We start from the raw sequence: 17,540 nt of genomic DNA, 5'->3' as shown, positions 1-17,540 counted from the left end.
GGCACGATGTCTCAGGCGGTCGGGCCACGATCCGGCCCGGCGGGCGGGCGGGGCTGGTCGCCGGGCGCCCCGTCGCCCGTGGCGCCGTCGGCCGTAACGCCGTCGCCCGTGGCGCCGTCGCCCGTGGCGCCGTCGGCCTGGTCCTCGCCGGCCAGGGCGGCCCGCAGGCGCTCCTTCTCCGAACGGCGGCGCTCGGCGGCGGCGGCCATCTCCTCGGCCATCTCGTCACGCCACCCCTTGAGCAGGAAGAACGAGACAGCGGCGGAGAAGAGCAGCGCCAGGATCAACTTCAGGAAGATGTCCATGTCGACCGGCCAGAGGGCCGCCACCACGACCACGAACAGGCCGATCCGGCCGAGCGTGTACTTGACCGCCGCACTCACGTTCGTTCGCTCCGCTCGCTCACGTCGCCACTCCGTTTCCCTCGCCGCCGCGTTCCCGCCGCCGTGTTCCGACCGCCCGTGTTCCCGCCTCAGCCCGTCCGGTTGGTCAGCCAGCGGACGCCGGGGAACCAGACCATCGCGTACACCACGGTGAACGCCGTCGCGGCGAGCGCGCCGGACAGCAGCGGCGGCAGCGTGGTTGCCACGCCGGCCAGCAGCAGCCCGGAGACCACCGCCACCGCGACGGCCACCAACGCGGCCACCACCCGGGGCGCGCCAGACTCCCAGGCCCGGAAATCCTCCCAGAACAGCCACGCGGGCAGGATCACGGCCAGCCAGCCGTTGGCCTGACCGAAGTCACCGGCGCCGAACCAGGCGAACGCCCCGTCGAAGAGCACCAGCACCAACAGCCCGATGACCACCCCGGCCAGGCCGGTCCCGACGAGGTCGCCCAGGGTCCGGATGCGGCCCTCGGCGTCCCGGCGGGGAAAGGCGCTCTGCTGCTGCTCGGTCATCGCTGACGAGGGTACGCGACGCCCGGCCTGCCGGATCACTCCCGGCGCCGCCGCGCCACCATCCGCAGCGCCGCGCCCACACCGACCAGCGCCGCCCCGGCGAGCACCAGGGAGCCGATGGCGACACCCGTGCGGGGCAGGCCGCCACCACCGGGCGACGGCGAGCCGGTGACCGTAGGCGAGGCCGTAGGTGTCGGTGTCGGTGTCGGTGTCGGTGTCGGTGTCGGTGTCGGTGTCGGGCTGATGCTGCCCGACGGGGTCGGCTTCGGCGCGATCGAGACCGATATCCGGACGGGCCTACCCGGCTCGCCGCCCTGGCCCGGCGACGGCGCCGTCGATGCCATTGCCATCCCGGCCACGGGGAAGACGGCCGCCGCGGGATCGGCGGCGCGCGCCGACCCGACCAGCAGTGCCGGGGCCGCCGCGACCACCAGCAGCGCGGCCACCGCACCGGCCGCTCTCCGGCGGCGCGCGCCCCCGGTCAACGCGCCACCCGTTCGGTGGGCAGAACCCTCGGGACCGGGTCGAGCGCCAGGACGGCCAGGCGGCGGGCCCGACGCAGATACCAGCGGTACATCAGCAGCCCGACGAGAGAGATCAGCAGCCCGACGAGCGCCCATGGCACGGACACCGTCGAGCCGGAGCCGGCCAGGGAGGGGAGCGCGTCGCGTGACGTCCGGACGTTGGCCGCCACGGTCGCGGTCAGCGGGCCGGCCGGCACGACGTGTGGGAACTCCTGTCGCAGCCGGAGTTCCGAGTCAGGCAGCAACTCCGGGATGTCGACCATGTCACCGGTCGCCAGGCGTACGCCCAGGGGGCCGGTGACCTGGACCCGGACGGTGCCGGACAGCCGGACGTTGCCGGTGTTGGCGATCCGGTAGGTCACCTCCATCTTTCCGCCCGGCAGCGGCACCACCGGGTTGTCGTGGTCGACCCCGACCGCGGTGACGGTGGCGGCCGGCTCCAGCGGACCGGCCACCCGCAGGTAGACCCGGGCGGCGATTCGCCGCTCCACGGTCACCTGCTGACCGTCCGCGCCTACCTGCTGCTCCGTCACCGCGGCGATGATGCCGCCAGCGTGATCACCCGGTGCGGCGCCGGCCGGCACCGCCAGCCGGAACGGCATGTCGGACCGCTTACCCGGGGCCAGCGTCGTCGATGGCTTGGGCAGCCGGATCCACGACCCGACGCCGCTGGGCTCCTGGCTGCGGGGCAGCAGGGCGAAGCCACCGTCGGCGGTGGTGAACGCATCGGTCGGGTAGAGGTCGACCGTGATCGGGCGGTCGCCGAGATTGCTCACCGAGAACCAGTCGGTGATCTCCTCCGTCGGCGCCAGCTCGTAGTCGAACTGCTTGCGCCCCTTGGGGCCGGTCGGGCTCGACGGCACCACCGTCCAGGTGGGGTCGTCCGGCGCGCCGGCCATGGTGGCCGTGGCGGGCGGCGGAACGGCGAACACGCCGGTCGCCACGACGGTGGCGGCCAGCGCGGCGGCGAGACGGCGGACACCGGCCCGGGTCTTCTCGATCATCTGCGGCTCCGGAGGGGCGGGCGGGAAAGCCGGGTGCGGCGGAGGGGTCGCGCGGGGTGGCGCACGACTCCTCCGCCGCTGGTCGAGCGGCCGGCGATCAGGCCAGGGTCAGGGTCAGGGTCGCGGTGTACTCACCCGGCGGGACGTTGTCCGGGATCGTCAGGCTCAGGCCGGCGTCGCAGGTGAACTCGCCGGCGCTGGAGCCCGAGACGGCCGAGCAGAGCGTCCGAGCCTCGCCGAGGTCGGCCGCGGCACCGGCGGTCACGGCACCCGAGCCACCGGTCTTGGCGGCGGCCGGGGTCCAGCTCAGGTTGCTGTTCGGGATGGTGTCGGTGCCCAGCGTGAAGTCCTCCAGTTGGCCGGTCACGTCCCAACCGACGTTGGTGCCGCGCAGGTCGGTGACGGTCGCGGTCGGCAGGCTGCCGGCCGCGGTGCCGCCGACCGTGCCGCCGGCCAGCTCGGCCGCCGGGCTGGCGACGACGAGCGTGAACGCGCCCGGGGCCACGTCGGCGATGATCTCCACGGGCGCGGTGATGGCGCCCGCGGTGGCGGTGACCTGGTACGAGACCGCCGTCGAGGTGGACGCCTTGAAGGCGGTCGCGTCGGCCGGCACGAAGGCGGCCGACAGGCCGAACGTGCCGACCGGCAGGGCGGTGGTCGAGAAGGTGGCGGTGCCGTCGGTGACCGGCGCGGTGCCGAGGACGGAGGCGCCACGGCGGAACTCGACCGTGCCGGCGATGGCCGACGCCGGCGAGGTCTCCGCGGCGACGGTGGCGGTCAGGGTGACCTCGGTGCCCTGCTCCACCGGGCTGGCCGGGTTCACGGCGAGCGAGGTGGTGGTGTTCTCGGCGATCGGGATCCGCCAGGTGTTGCCGCTCACCACGATGGAGGTCCGGAACTCGTCGGTGTGCCGGCCCTCGGTCAGGCTGTAGCACTCCATGACCACCCACCACTCACCGTTACCGGGAGCAGCACCAAGAGCCGTCTGGAACGACCGGTTCGGGTTCACCGTGATCTTCCCATCCGGCAACTCACCCGGATCGTCAAAACCACCACCACCAAGAACAGGAGCCAGATTCGAGTACGGACCACCCGGACGACCCACCCGCAGGTTGGCGTTCTCCCCGTACCCCTGCGGACACGGCGCGCTAGACCCACTGGCAAAGATCGGAGTATCCGTCACCAGACCACTGGACTGACTGATCTCCACCTCGCCCAGCGACGCCGCCTGCGCCGGAGCGGCGATGCCGACCAGGACACCGGTCGACAACGCCAGGGCGCCGAGAAGGCTCCCCGCGCGGGCGAGCACACGCTTGTTCATGAATCACTTCCTCTCGTGAGGGTGAAGCCCGGCCCGTCCCGGTGGACCGGCCGCGATCAGGCTCGGCCCTGGCCATGAAACCGCCGGCAGGCCAATGTCTCCGCCGAACGTGCGCGAGACGAATTCTGGGTGCCCGCCCCTCCGCCGAACGGATATCGCGGCAGCCGGATCAGCCGAAGCGGCCATTGACGTAATCGTGTGTGCGCTGATCCTGCGGATCGCCGAACATCGCCGCGGTCGGCCCGTATTCGACAATGACGCCGGGTGTCCCGTGCGAGGCGAGAAAGAACGCGCACTGATCGGAGACGCGGGCGGCCTGCTGCATATTGTGGGTGACGATCACGATCGTCACCTCGGCCCGTAACTCCGCGATGGTCTCCTCGATCCGTCGGGTCGAGGTCGGGTCGAGCGCCGAGCACGGCTCATCCATGAGCAGCACCCGGGGGCGTACGGCGAGCGACCGGGCGATGCACAGCCGTTGCTGCTGGCCACCGGAGAGGGCACCACCGGGCTGGCGGAGCCGGTCCCGTACCTCCTTCCAGAGGCCGGCCTTTGTCAGCGTCTCCTCGACCAGTGCATCGCGCGCGCTCCGGGACAGCCGGGTGCCGGTCAGCCTCAGGCCGGCCAACACGTTGTCGTAGATGGACATGGCGGGGAACGGATTCGGCTTCTGGAACACCATCCCGACCTGGCGACGGGCGTCGGTGAGCCGGCGCTCCGAGTCGTAGAGGTCGCGCCCGTCGAGCAGGACCTCACCGGCGAGCGACGCGCCGGGCACGAGTTCGTGCATCCGGTTGAGCGTCCGCAGGAAGGTGGACTTTCCGCAGCCGGACGGGCCGATGAGGGCGGTGACCTGGCCGGCCGGCATGGTGAGGGAGACGCGGTCGAGCACCTTGTGGTCGCCGAACCAGGCCGAGATGGCCCGAGCCTGCAGGGCGGCGAGCGACCGGGCGGATCGCCCGTATCGACGGTCGTCCGGCGCGGGGTCGGCCGGCACCGACCCGCCAATCGGGAGGTCGACCAGCGTCGCCGGGCCGTCGGCCGCCGGCGCCTGGCCGGGCACGAAGCCGGCCGCCGGGGCGGGGTTGTCGATGCGGTGGTTCACAGGGTCCTCCGGCTAGAGCAGGTTGGGCAACAGTCGGATGGCCTGGTCACAGGCGGCGAAGCCCGTCGCGGCGAGCACCGGTACGCCGACGATCCACGCCTGCCAGCCGCCCCAGCGCGTCCGCAGGTAGGTGACGGCCAGCACGACGAGCAGGAGGGCCTGCCCCCAGAGCATCAGCGGCGTCCACGCGTCCGGATCGGTTGCCAGCGCCTTCTCGGCGGATGGCAGCGCGGCCGCGGTGAACCGGCGTGCCGGCGTGGGTTGGACGTCGGTCGTGAGGTCGGCGTCCACCCACATGAGATCCGTCGGCATGAACTCCGTGCCGAGGGCGGTGACCATGGTGAGGCGGCCCCGGTCCGGCGGGGGCACGGCGGGTAGTGGATCGCCCGGGCGGCGCAGCCCGGTCACCACGTACTCGTGCCTGCTCTCGCTCTGCCCGGTGGTGACCTGGATGACGTCGCCGGGCAGGAGCAGTTCGAGGTCGCGGAAGGGCCCGCCGTACGCCGCCTGCCGGCCCATGATCACGCTGGTGCCGCGCTGCCCGGGCAGGACGGTGTCGCGGCGATGGCCGGGCCCGGACCGCAGCACGTCACCGCTGGTGCCCTCGAAGACCACCGCCTCCAGACCGATCCGGGGGACGTGCAGCACCGCGACCGGCGAGCCGGGCGCGACCAGCGTCTCCCGCCCGTCGGGATCCTCGGTGTAGTCGATCCGGTACTGGCCCACCGGTGCGGTGCCCTGGGCCAGCTCACCACGGAAGTCGGCGTACGCCGTCTGCTGGTTGCGCTGATACTGCAACTGGCTGATGACGGTCAGTTGCAGCACCATGCCCAGTGCCAGCACGGCGAGGATGCTCAGGGCGGTGCCGGGCACGTGCAGCGCGAGGTTCACCGACCGGCGCAGTGCCGGCGGCGATCCGGGTGGCGGTGTGGCCACCCCTGGCGGGTCTGCCGGAGGCGGCGGCGCCACCGGGCTCGTCGTGGCCGTCGACATGCCTTCTCTCCTCGCGACCGGGTCTGCTGTCGCGGGCCGCCCGGCGGTGGTCGCCGGGCGGCCCGCGCGGCGGGTGCAGGTCAGCTCTGCCCGCCGGTTTCGGCACCGCCGGGCCCGCCGCCAGATGTGTCGTCGTCGGACGGGTCGTCGTCGAGCCACCGCACCGGATCCGACTCACCGTCGCGACGACGCCCGACGACCATCGCGGTGCCACCGACGCCGACCAGGGCGATGCCGGTCAGGCCGATGGCGATCAGCGGCGCACCGGTCTTCGCCAGGCCGCCACCACCGCCGCCGGTGCCCGGGTCGGTCGGATCGTCGCTCGGGTCATCGGTCGGGTCGTCGGTCGGATCGGTCGGGTCATCGGTCGGGTCGGTCGGGTCCGGGCTCGGCGAGGCCGCCCCCACCTGGACCGTCACCTCATTGGACGTGGACGGAGCGAAGAGGGCGGCGTCGGTCGGAGTGAAGACCGCGGTCAGGGTGTGCCGACCCACGCCCAACGCCGTGGTCCGGTGGGTGGCGCTGTTGTCGATGACCGTGGCCGGGTCGCCCAGGGGGGCCGTGCCGTTCAGGAACCGGACGGTGCCGGCCGCGCCGACGGGCGTGATCGTCGCGGTCAGCGTGAGTTCCGCACCCGGTGCCAGCGAACCCGCCGGGGAGACGCTCAGGGCGGTCTGGGTCGCGGTCTGCCCGATCTGGAAGACCTGCCGGAACGACACGCTGCCCTGGCCCTCCGGGTCGACGGGCACGAAGCGCGCCTGGAAATCGTACCGGCCCGGGGGCAGGTCCGTCACGGTGATCGACGCCGTGCCCGCCGACGTCGGCGCGGAACCCAGTTCGGTCCTGGCCGTCGACCCGATGTCGTACCGGTCGAAGTAGACCGTTCCCGGCTCCGGCGGCTCGATCGTCGCGGTCAGCGTGAGCGGCGTCCCGACCGGCTGGGGACTGGTCTTGTCAAAGGTCAACGTGACCGTCGTCGTGCCGGGCTCCACCACGAGCAGTTGCTGGCGCGCCGAGGACGACACCTGGTAGGCGTCCTCGTCCGCCGGCTGGAACACGACGAAGATCTCGTGCAGGTTGACCGGCAGGTCTGACGTGGTGAGGACCGCCATGCCGCTCTCCACCGGCACCGTCGCGATGTCGAACGTCCCGGCGTTGCCGCCGTCGGTCGGGGTCACCCTCCGGAAGATCGCCACTCCGGGGGCCGCGGGCTCCACCTGGGCCGTCAGCGTCACCTCCGCGCCACGCTCCACCCGTTCGGCCGACACAGCGAGCGTGGTGGTGGTCGTCGTCGCGGTCGAGCAGCTCGTACCCACCCGCCAGGTGTTGGCGCAGACGAAGATCGCCGTCCGGAACTCGTCGGTGTGCCGGCCCTCGGTCAGGCTGTAGCACTCCATGACCACCCACCACTCACCGTTACCGGGAGCAGCACCAAGAGCCGTCTGGAACGACCGGTTCGGGTTCACCGTGATCTTCCCATCCGGCAACTCACCCGGATCGTCAAAACCACCACCACCAAGAACAGGAGCCAGATTCGAGTACGGACCACCCGGACGACCCACCCGCAGGTTGGCGTTCTCCCCGTACCCCTGCGGACACGGCGCGCTAGACCCACTGGCAAAGATCGGAGTATCCGTCACCAGACCACTGGACTGACTGATCTCCACCTCGCCCAACGACGCCGCCTGCGCCGGGCCGGCGAACGTGACCAACACGCCGGTGGTCAGCGACGCGAGGGAGAGCGCGAGGGTGGCTCCCAGCGCGCTCAGCCGGGCAATCCCACGCCTGCTCATATGTGGTACCTCCGCTGTCGGATGGTCGTCGTGCCGGTTCGGGTGGACGGGTCGGGCGCTGATGCGGCGGTCCGGGCGGCTGCTGGCCGCCCGGACCCGTCTCGCACCGATCAGCTACCGAACCGCAGGTTGGTGTAGCCACAGTTCGCCTCGAGCGGAGAGGCGAAGGTCGTACGGATGCCGAAGCCGAAGAGTTGGGCGACATTGCGCTGGACGCCGGCGTCGTCGACAGTCGCGGTGCAGACCGCCGCGTTGGCACCGGTGAACGTGCTGGCGATCACCGGCGTGGTGAGCTTGGCGGTCGGCACGACGTTGTAGACGTCGCGGCGCAGCGGGAAGTTGATGTTCAGGACGCCGCCCGTGATCGGCTGCTGGACCGTGCCGCCGGTGGGCCGCATGCCGGTCAGGGCCGCCTCGCCCCGCCGGTCGGCGACCGTGACCCCGGTCAGGCTCAGGATCCTCGCGGCGTTGGTCTGGGCGATGTACTGCGCGGCGGAGAACGGCGCCACCCGGTTCGGGAAGCCGTTGAGCACGGTGCCGTCGTGCTCCTGCACCCGCGGGATCAGCGGGGTGGCCGGGGTGGCCGGGTTGCCGTCGGTGTCCGCGGCCAGACAGGGGTAGTCACCGAGGCTGATCTCCTGCTCGGTGATGCCGACCCGCTGCGACCAGAACTCCCACGTGCCCGAGCCGGCCTGGAGCATCACCGGCTCGACCCCGACGCCACCGATGCTCTGGTCAAGGCAGCGGTAGACCCGCTGGGCCTGGGCGAACGACACGTTCGACGGCAGGTCTCCGAGCGTGTTACGCGCCAGAGCCACCGCGTCCACCCCGAAGGGGATGTAGGTGTAGGCACCGGTCGCCGACGGCGTGGTGCCACCGCCGTAGCTGGACGAGCGGGCGAAGTCGACACAGCCGACCACGTTCACGTTCGACCAGAAGCCGGGGCCGCCCTGGCCGATGTCCTCGCCCTCCGACGCGAGCAGCGACCGCCGGCCGTTGCCCGATCCGTTGGGGCGGGGGAACTCACAGTTGCTCGACTTGGTCTTGATGTTGGCGGTGCCACGGGCGTCCCAGGAGGCGACGACCCTGTTTCCGCCCGAGGTGATGACGTTGCCCAGCCCGTTCATCACGTCCTGGGTGGTGTCCGACCCGGTGCCGGCCAGCACCCGGTAGTCGGTGTTCGGAATCGGGTCCGCAGCGGCCGGAGTGGCCACCATTCCGGCGGCGACGACGGCGGCGAAAACCGCCGCGCCCACCTTACCGAGGGATTTGACCTTCATGCGTGCTCCCTTTCTGCGGGGCATGACATTCGTGCTCGCCCGAAAGCGGACGGGCCGTATTCATGGTCGCCGCGGCTGAAGGCCGCTGAAACCGGCGGCAGACGAACGTTGTACGCCGCTGTCTCTCGCCAACACGTAGGCCGAATGAACGGCGATGGGCGAATTCGCCGCGCGCGCCGCCCCGTGGTCATTCGTCGGTTTCCGTCGGCAGATAGCGGACGCCGTAGCGGCGCAGGATCGGTCCGGCCACGCCGCCGATCAGTCCGATGGCGAGGATGCCGGCAAGCAAGTAGCGGATGGTGCCCAGCGGGCTGCCCTGGGAGGCGCGGACGGCCAGGTCGGTCGAGGGCGGCGGCGAGGGGGCGGTGTTTCCCGGGGACGGCACGGCACCCGGGCTCGGGACGCCGACCGGCAGCGGTGCGGCACCGGTGGTGGCCGCAGGCTGCGGCGGAATCACCGCCGGCGGCGGGTTCGCCACCGGTGGGGCCGTGGTCGCGCCGGGCGTCGGCGAGGCCGGTGGACGGGCCCGTTCGAGCTGGTCGGCCGCGGCTCTCGCCCGGGCGCGCAGCGCGTCGGAGAGCGCCACGTACCCCTCGGGCAGTTGCCCCCGCGCGAAGCCGGGTTGCTGACCCGGGCCGGCGATGTAGCGCAGCAGGGTGGCGTAGTCGCGCCGCGCGTCGGCCGGGTCGGTGGTGTCGGCCACCGCGTACGTCAGGACGGACAGCGGGTACGCGCCCGGCGTGGACCAGGCCCTCGCCGGATCGATCACCGGCGCGTCCCGGACCTCGCTCGGAGCGAGGCTCTCCGCGGCCGTCCGCATCCCCTCGGTGCTGGCGGCGCGGCAGTCCGATGCCGCGTACCGGTCCTCGGCGGTGTGGTACGTAGCCCGGCACAGCTGCGCGGTGAACAGTCCGTACCGGGCAGCGGAGGCCGAGTCGGTCACCGACATGGCGAAGCGCACGCCCAGCTGATCGCGGGGCACCCTGGTGAACTCCGGCACCCCCGACACCGGGATGTTCACCAGGTCCAGCGGGTACGCCCGCCCGGTGCTGTCCGCCCGCAGGGTCTGCTCCGCGCCCTTGCCGAGCCCGCCCGTGTACGGGCGATAGTCCAGCGTGCAGAGGCGGGCCTCGGCGTCGTTGCCGCTCCGGTCCTCGTAGGTCTGCGACATGCAGGTCGGGTCGACCTTGGGGAAGTAGTCCGGCTCCCCGCCGCGGATCACCTCCTCGTACTCCGGATTCAGCACCATGCCGTGCTCGTCCGGGGCGGGGTTGTCGGTGGTGCCCCGGAGCCAGGCGGCGGCGACCGGGTCGGCCAGCACCCACCGCCACAGCGTCCGCGCGGCAACCGAGCTGCCGTTGGGCATCATGAGGCCCTGCAGGGTGAACCCGGGGCGGATGTCCCAGGACCGGAAGACCGGGTTGAGGTCGAGGAACTCCGGGTCGTCCCGGAGGCTGCCCGGGTTCTGTGGAGGACCACCGTTGCCGGGCACGTCCCGCCGGTACGACTGGGTGAGCAGCTTGGCCACCAGCCGAGGCGTCAGTTTCACGTCGTCCAGGCCCAGACCGCGCAGTTTCTCGATCTCCGGATCGTGCCGGGTGAGTGGATCGAGGTTGACGTCGATGTTGATCGCGATCACGACGCCGCTCAGGGTCACCGGGGCATGGACGAGTGCGGGGTCCGCGTCGGTGGTCGGCACCGGCTCGGCGCTGTAGACCAGGCCGGGTGCGGTCTCCATCGGGGCGAGCACCTGGCGCGCGGCGTCGAAGTCACCGACCGGCGAGTAGCTGACCGACGGCCCGCCCGCCGCCGTACACAGGGCCGGCCGCCAGGACGTCGCCGCCTCGGCCACCAGCTCCGTACCGGCGGTGATCCGCTCCGCCCGGTCGAGCGGGCACACGTCGCCGATCGGCTCGAACCCGAGCGGCACCACGATCCGGTGCTGCCACAACGCGGGAGTCAGGGGTGAGCCGTGGACCCCGCCGACGACCGAGACGTCCGCGCCGGTGTACGGGTGGACATGCCCCCGCGGCACGATCACCAGCCAGCACGGGCGGGACGGCTGCTCGCGTCCGGCGGAGTCCTGATAGGAGGCACCGCAGCCGAGATCCGGGGCACGCGTCGCGTTCTGCACCTCGAAGGCGATCCGGCCGGTGCCGTCACCAGAGGTCAGAGCGTAGGGGTACTCGTTGGTGACGGCCGAGGTGAAGTGCCGGGCCAGCGTCTCCTCCGGATACGCCTCCCGCTGCCCGCCCGTCTTCGGGTCTCGGATGGTGGGCAGCGGGTTGGCCGGGCTGCCGTCCGGGGTCCGGGGCTGCCCGCAGTCGGGACGCACCGGCTGGCAGCTCACCGGCCAGAAGGGCACCATCCTGGCGCCCTCCGGCAGGGTCTCGCCCGGGTCGCGTGGGGGGTAACCGGCGACCTCCACCTGGATCTCGCGGGTGCCCGCGTTGATCGAGGTCAGGTCGCCGATGTTCTGGTTGGGCATGGCCGGCGCGCCGAGCTTCGTGCCGAACTGGCAGGTCTCGCGGAACCTCAGCCCGAGTGGGTCGTCGGCCGCCTCCGGATCTCCCCAACACTGCATGACCTGGAGGTAGTCGACGCCCAACTGACGCTGCCGGGGCGTCGGGGTGGCGCCCTCCCAGGTCACCACGACCGCCTGGTTGACCAGGTCCTTCGTCTGGCTGACGGTGACCTCCAGGGCGGAGAAGTCCGCCGGGGCGGTGCCGGGAACGACGTCGTCCGGGCCGAGGTTCCGGCCCCGCGCGGTCACCGCCGAGCCGCCGGCCGCGTCCTCGGCACGGGCGGGATCGGCGGCGACGCGGCTGCCGACGGGAGCCGGTTGCACCGTCGCCAGGGCGCCGACGAGGAGGGCCAGAAGGATGAACGAGAGGGCGCGGCGGGCCGCCACGCTGCGCCTGCGCCTGCTCATCGGTCGCTCCACCGGTCGTCGGTGCGGTGGCGGTTCTGCAACGCGTTGGCCAGCAGCGGCGGAGCTACCACCAGGCCGAGCAGCAGCAGGGCGGCCAGCAGCATCATCGTGTGCTGCAGTCGCCAGCCGCCCTCGCCCGCCAGCGACACCGGCACGGCGGCGGCCTGGTCGCCTCCGCCACCGCCGGCCGGGTCGTCGACGCCGATGACCTCGCCGGTGTCCGGGTCGACCACGGGCGGGGCCCCGGCGGTCGGCACCGCGCCCGGGCCGCCCGGACCCGAGCCGGGTCCGCCCGCGCCCGGCGCCGTCGTGCCCGGTGCGGCGGTGGCACCAGGGCTGGCGGTGCCACCGCCGGGACTCGCCGAACCGCCCGGGTTGACGCTGCCGCCACCGGTGGTGCAGGCCGCCGCCGCCAGCACCGGCGTCTGCTGCGTTGCGCCCGCCGTGCCGGCGGGGTTCTGGGTGGGCCCGCGCCGGTCACACGGTGACGGCTGCGGTGCGTTCCTGGCGAGAGCGTTGCCGCCGTCCGGCGACACCGTCGGGTTGTTGCAGGTCGCGATCTTCCGATCGATGTTCAGCTTCTCCGCGCCCGGTATCCGCTGCACCTGTTCCATGCCCCGCCGCACGAGGTTGACCGGCAGCGGCGAGTATCCGAGCACCTCGGCCTGCGGCTGCCCCTCACACAGGAAGTAGTAGGCGAACTTGCCGAGCGTCTCGCCGTGGTCGGCGGTGAACGCGTACTGCTCCTGCTCCGCTCCGGTCCCGACGGGCAGGACCATGTAGGAGTACGACGACAGCGGGTAGCTGCGGGGGTCGGTGTGCCGGTAGACGCTGTCCAGGATCTGGGTGAGGTAGTCGTCGGCCCGAGGATCGCCGGTCTCCTTGATCCGCGCCTCGGTCAGCGCGACCGCCACGTTCCGCGCGGTCGGTTCGACGTAGTACCCCGCCCGGTTGAGCATCCGGACCACCGGAAACCGCGCGTTGAGGGCGTACGAGTACTCGACGTAGGTGATCGCGCCCTCGGCGTTGTCCTGCCGGACCTTGCCGGAGACGCCGTCCGAGCCGGTGGCTCCGATCATGCCGGCGAGACGGGGATACGTGGAGGTGATGCCGCACGGCGCCGGCTTGTTCCAGTTCCGGCAGTACGTGTTCCAGATCGCCGGATGTTCCTTGCTCATCCAGAGGGTGAACTGGGCTGTCGTGCCGGAGCCGTCCTGCCGGACCACGGGCGTGATCGTGCGCGCCGGGAGGTTCAGACCGGGATTGTCGGCGCGGATGGCCGGGTCGTTCCACCGGGTGATGACACCCGTGAAGATCTTGGCGATGTTCTCGCCGGAGAGCCGGAGGTTGGTCACCCGCCGGCCGTTGATCTTCAGGTTGTACATGAAGGCCGTGCCCCCGGCGACGATCGGCATGTACCCGGAGGGCCGGGCTCCCTTGCTGTCCGTGCCGCCGAACGCGTCACTGAGGCCGTACGGGATCTCGGAGACGCCGAAGTGGGCCTTACCCTCCCGGAACTGCGTCCGCCCCTGGGTCGATCCCGCCGCCTCGTACTGCACCTCCAGGCCGTTGGCCTGCACGTTCGCGGCCCAGGCGGCGACGGCGTTGGCGCTCCATGTGGAGCCGATTCCGACGATCCGCACGTTCCGCTTCGCCGCCTGGGCGGACGGCGACGCCGGCGGCGCGACGGCGCCGAGGAGGGCGACCACCGCCGCCACGGCCAGCAGCCGCGCCGGCCGACGGATCCGCTGTCTCACCATGACCTACCTCGTTGTCGCTTCGGTGGGGGTGGCGGGCCGGATGGCCCGTCGGCGTCGTGCTGAGCCAGTTGGGACAGGCGCTCCCGCTCCCGCCGGAGGAAGCGCAGCGCGTCCCGACGGGAGGCGATCGCCCGGCGCCGCCGTTGACCCCGACTGAGCTGGCCGGGTGCCCGGCCGCCGAGCAGCCGCGCGAGCACGAAGAGCAGGAGCACCAGTGCCATCAGGACGGTCGCGGCGCCGAACCCACGGGCGATCATCAGCTCGTCCGGCCGGCGTACCGCGTCGAAGGTGAACAGTGGCAACGACACCTGCGGACCGTTGGTGGGGTCGAGGTTGGTGAACTGGGTGAAGCCGGCCGTGAGCAGCACCGGTGATGTCTCGCCGATGCCTCGCGCCGTGCCGAGGATGATCGCGGTCATCGCACCGGAGCGGGCGGTCGGCAGGACGACATGCCAGATCGTGCGCCACTGCGAGGCGCCCAGGGCGTACGACGCCTCGCGCAGCGTGCCGGGAACCAGCCGGAGGACGACGTCGGCCGCCCGGATGATGATCGGCAACATCATCACGCTGATGGCCAGGGCCGCGGCGAACCCGGACTTCTGACCGATCAACGGCAGGTCACCGTGGCGGCGTTCCAGTTCGCCGAGCGCCAGGATCAGCGTGGCGTAGATGAACAGCCCCGCCACGATCGACGGCAGTGCCGTCATCGCCTCCACGATGACCCGTACGAGCCGGCTGAACGGACCGGGCAGTTCGCTGAGGAACACCGCGCACAGCAGGCCCAGCGGGATCGTGATCGCGAGCGCGATGCCGATCTGCTGGAGCGTACCGATCATGGCGTGCCGGATGCCGCCGACCGACAGCGGCTCCAGCGGGCCGGCCTGCCGGGCGTCCTCGTAGTAGAAGTTCAGGTGGGACAGCGGCTCCCGCCCCTTGACGAGGGTGAAGCCGATCACCACGACCAGCGCGAGCAGCATCAGGAACGCCAGGCTGTGCACGACGGCGGCGACCAGCCGGTCCTGCACCGCCGGACCGGACTCGTCGAGCGAGACGAGCACGGCGTAGATGGCGAGAAAGATCAGATAGGCGACCACCACGAAGCCGAGCAGGCCGTCGAAGGGCGCCAGTTGGCCGAAGAGCAGGACGGTCAGGCTGACCGCCGCGGTCGCCGCGCCGAGCAGGGCCAGGACGTCGGTCCGCCGGGTCGTCGTCAGGTCGCGCCGCATCTCGTACGCCTTCGGGCGCGCAGGCGGCGGCAGGATGGTGGCGTCGGGCGGCCCGCCGCGGGAGTGGCCCGGTCCGGCCGGCACCGCCCGATCCGGTGCCGCCGTCTCGGCGATCGTCGTCTGGTCGGTGCTCACCAACGGCTCCTCACGCGTCGCTCGCCGCGCCGGACCGACTGCGGCTGATGACCAGGCCGGCCCCGAAGTTGACGATCAGCGTCATCGCGAACAGGACCAGGCCGGCGGCCATCAGACCGGCGATCCCGATCTCGTTGGACTCGGCGTACTTCAGTGCGATCAGCGAGGAGATCGAGCCACCACCGCTCTGCAGGATGTGCGGCTGGATGACGAACACGACCGAGATGACCAGGTAGACGCCGATGGTCTCGCCCAACGCCCGGCCCAGGCCGAGCATGGTCCCGCCGATCATCCCGCCGCGCCCGAAGGGCAGCACGACCGAGCGGATCATGCCCCACTTCGTCGCCCCCAGGGCGTACGCGCCCTCCCGCTCGCTCACCGGCGCCTGGGAGAAGACCTCCCGCATGACCGAGGCGATGATCGGGGTGACCATCATCGCCACGATGATTCCGGCGATGAACGTCGAGCTGGTGAACGCGCCGTCGCTGATGGGTTCCCGCGGGTCGTAGTCGTCCACCCGGAACAGCGGGATCCAGGCGAAGTACGTGGCCAGCCAGCGGGGCAGTCCCTCGTCCTGCTCGCCGACCACCAGCAGGCGCGGTTCGAGCAGGTAGAGACCCCAGATCCCGTACACGACGCTGGGTACCGCGGCCATCAGGTCGACCAGGTTGACCAGGATCGGGGCGATTCGGCGCGGCGCGTATTCGGTGATGTACAGCGCGGCGCCCACGGCCAACGGCACCGCGATGACGATCGCGACGGCGGCGATCAGCAGGGTGCCGACGAGGACGCCGGCCACCCCGAAGTTGGCCCCCACCGGATCCCATTCCTGGGTGGTGAGAAACCGCCAGCCCATGGTCTCCAGCGCAGGTAGCGCGCGCAGGGTCAGGAAGATGCCGACCAGCAGCATGATGGCGAGGACGACCACACCGGCCAACCGGAAGACGCCCCGGAAGAACCGGTCGGAGAGGCTGCGGCCCTGCCGTACCCGGCGTGGCGTCTCGGCCCCGGTGCCGGTCGGCGCGTCGGGGCCGGTGACGACGATGGTCATCGACTGACGTCCCGTGCCGGCCGGCCCGTCACAGCAGGGCCTCGCGATCGGGGTGGGTCCACCCCGACGGGTGGGACGGGCCGTTCACGCTACGCACCGGCGGAAGCGGCTCCGGCGACCGGCGACGCCGTACGCCGCGAGTCCCGGGGACCACGTCGGCGTGCGGCAGCGCCTCCAGGAACCGTTCGAGGTTGTACGTGCACTCGCGGGCGCGCAGGTAGGAGCGGCTGGACAGGGCCACCGGCACGCCGTCCAGCTCGATCCGCCAGTTCCACTGCCCGTTGGCCGGCACGGTGCCCTCCAGCGGCACCACACGGTCCACATTGGCCTGAAGGTCGAGCACCGAGTCCCGGCACCGGGCGTAGACCTCGTGGTAGGTCGCGCCGCGGCCCAACGGCCGGTTGTTCGACGAGACGAGCATCCAGACGATGCCGTCGGTCGCCTGCCCGTGGTACGGCGCGGCGAGGAACACAATGCGTGAGCGCTGCACCCTCATCCCCTTCTTCTCCGGCGTGCCCCCACGCACGCTGGCTGCCGCTCCCCAGGACTTCGCCGTTCAGCGTGGGGACCACGAGTAACCCCCTGCGCAGCCGTCCGCTCACGCCAGACATGCAACATGTGAACAGCGAGTACCGGAGCATCAACCGTTCGGATACGCGGTTGTTCCGGGCAGCGGATCAGCCGTCATCCCGTCAGCGGCGGCGGCCCTGCCGCCCGGGCTGGCTCGGGTCCGGTCGGCGGAGGAGCAACGAGGTCGCGCCGACCACGGTCAGGGCAGCGAGCAGGGCAAGGATCCACCAGAGGTTGGCGAGCGACGCGGCACCGCTACCCCCGTTGCCGGTGAGCCGGCGCTGCTGCTCGGCGTCCTCGGCAATGGCGGTGGTCGCCGTCGACGGGGTGGCGGCCGGCATCCCGGACGCCGTCCCCGGTGCGGGCGTCCGCGTCCCGCCGCCATCGGGCACCACCACCGCGCCGTCTGGACCGGGAGTGGCGGGTGCGGCACCCGCCGGTCGGCCCGAGCGCCACTGCCGCCCGGAGACCGTGATCGGCGTGACGAACCGCTCCGGATGGACGCCCTGCGTCTCGCTCAGGCACTCCACCACGACCCACCACTCACCGTCGACCGGCGCACCACCGAGCGCGGTGACGAAGGAACGGTTGGGTCGCGCGGTCACCGGAGCCCGGTCGTAGCCACCATCGGTCAGTGGCCGGGCAAGGTTGCTGAACGGCCCGCCGGGTGGACCCACCCGCAGCTGGGCATTACGCCCGAAGCCGGCCGGGCAGGGTGCCGAGGTGGTGGCGCTGGCGAAGATCGGCGTCGCGTCGACGATCCCACTGGTCACCGGCAGTCGCACCGAACCCAACGGTGCGGCGCCGGCCGGAGCGGGAGCGACGAGGCTGACAGTGGCCGTGAACAGGGCGGTGACGGTGGCGCGGGCGCGCAGGTATCGAGACACACCGAGGGTCTACGCGGCGCGGAGAAACACCGGGACAGGCGCATCGACGCGCGGGACACAC

General features: G+C 72.0%; 15 protein-coding genes. All 15 read right to left on the bottom strand.

Annotation, left to right across the window (positions count from 1 at the left end; genetic code table 11):
* Positions 1-11: 11 nt before the first annotated feature.
* Complete coding sequence (locus tag O7615_RS15585) at positions 12-383, bottom strand: DUF4229 domain-containing protein (protein WP_278178340.1); 372 nt, start codon at positions 381-383, stop codon at positions 12-14.
* An 89-nt stretch (positions 384-472) separates the two neighbouring features.
* A complete protein-coding gene (locus tag O7615_RS15580; protein WP_278178339.1) occupies positions 473-898 on the bottom strand; it encodes a hypothetical protein in 426 nt (141 codons plus the stop codon).
* Positions 899-933: 35 nt separating this feature from the next.
* Positions 934-1,383 carry a hypothetical protein gene (locus O7615_RS15575; RefSeq protein ID WP_278178337.1) on the bottom strand — a complete coding sequence of 150 codons (450 nt, stop codon included), beginning with the start codon at positions 1,381-1,383 and terminating at the stop codon, positions 934-936.
* Positions 1,380-2,426 (bottom strand): DUF916 domain-containing protein, encoded by a 1,047-nt coding sequence (locus O7615_RS15570; RefSeq protein ID WP_278178336.1) that lies wholly within the window; start codon positions 2,424-2,426, stop codon positions 1,380-1,382. Before O7615_RS15570 ends, O7615_RS15575 begins: the two co-directional genes overlap by 4 nt.
* A 97-nt stretch (positions 2,427-2,523) precedes the next feature.
* Positions 2,524-3,747 (bottom strand): Ig-like domain repeat protein, encoded by a 1,224-nt coding sequence (locus O7615_RS15565; protein ID WP_278178333.1) that lies wholly within the window; start codon positions 3,745-3,747, stop codon positions 2,524-2,526.
* A 169-nt stretch (positions 3,748-3,916) separates the two neighbouring features.
* Entirely contained in the window at positions 3,917-4,681 is a 765-nt protein-coding gene (gene pstB / locus O7615_RS15560) for a phosphate ABC transporter ATP-binding protein PstB (RefSeq protein ID WP_278182111.1), read from the bottom strand.
* A 183-nt stretch (positions 4,682-4,864) separates the two neighbouring features.
* Positions 4,865-5,845, bottom strand: coding sequence for a sortase (locus O7615_RS15555; protein WP_278178332.1), 981 nt, complete (start codon positions 5,843-5,845; stop codon positions 4,865-4,867).
* 80 nt (positions 5,846-5,925) lie between these two features.
* Positions 5,926-7,638 (bottom strand): Ig-like domain-containing protein, encoded by a 1,713-nt coding sequence (locus O7615_RS15550; protein WP_278178331.1) that lies wholly within the window; start codon positions 7,636-7,638, stop codon positions 5,926-5,928.
* Between the two features lie 110 nt (positions 7,639-7,748).
* On the bottom strand, positions 7,749-8,918 hold the full coding sequence (locus O7615_RS15545; protein ID WP_278178330.1) for a hypothetical protein: 1,170 nt from the start codon (positions 8,916-8,918) through the stop codon (positions 7,749-7,751).
* A 187-nt stretch (positions 8,919-9,105) separates the two neighbouring features.
* A complete protein-coding gene (locus tag O7615_RS15540) occupies positions 9,106-11,850 on the bottom strand; it encodes a hypothetical protein (RefSeq protein WP_278178329.1) in 2,745 nt (914 codons plus the stop codon).
* A complete protein-coding gene (locus O7615_RS15535) occupies positions 11,847-13,610 on the bottom strand; it encodes a phosphate ABC transporter substrate-binding protein PstS (RefSeq protein WP_278178328.1) in 1,764 nt (587 codons plus the stop codon). The genes O7615_RS15540 and O7615_RS15535 overlap by 4 nt, the downstream gene beginning before the upstream one ends.
* The gene (gene pstA / locus O7615_RS15530) at positions 13,604-14,971 is read right to left on the bottom strand and encodes a phosphate ABC transporter permease PstA (RefSeq protein WP_278178327.1); all 1,368 of its coding nucleotides are present in this window, start codon (positions 14,969-14,971) and stop codon (positions 13,604-13,606) included. The genes O7615_RS15535 and pstA overlap by 7 nt, the downstream gene beginning before the upstream one ends.
* A 10-nt stretch (positions 14,972-14,981) precedes the next feature.
* Positions 14,982-16,022, bottom strand: coding sequence for a phosphate ABC transporter permease subunit PstC (pstC, locus tag O7615_RS15525; RefSeq protein WP_278178326.1), 1,041 nt, complete (start codon positions 16,020-16,022; stop codon positions 14,982-14,984).
* Positions 16,023-16,050: 28 nt separating this feature from the next.
* A complete protein-coding gene (locus tag O7615_RS15520) occupies positions 16,051-16,518 on the bottom strand; it encodes a hypothetical protein (protein WP_278178324.1) in 468 nt (155 codons plus the stop codon).
* 196 nt (positions 16,519-16,714) lie between these two features.
* Positions 16,715-17,479, bottom strand: a complete 765-nt coding sequence (locus O7615_RS15515) for a hypothetical protein (RefSeq protein ID WP_278178323.1) — start codon at positions 17,477-17,479, stop codon at positions 16,715-16,717.
* Between the last annotated feature and the right edge of the window lie 61 nt (positions 17,480-17,540).

The sequence above is a fragment of the Micromonospora sp. WMMD1082 genome (genome assembly GCF_029626175.1).
Lineage (GTDB): Bacteria > Actinomycetota > Actinomycetes > Mycobacteriales > Micromonosporaceae > Micromonospora.
The sequence above is the reverse complement of the archived record's forward strand: the minus strand, read 5'-3'. Positions and strand labels throughout refer to the sequence as shown.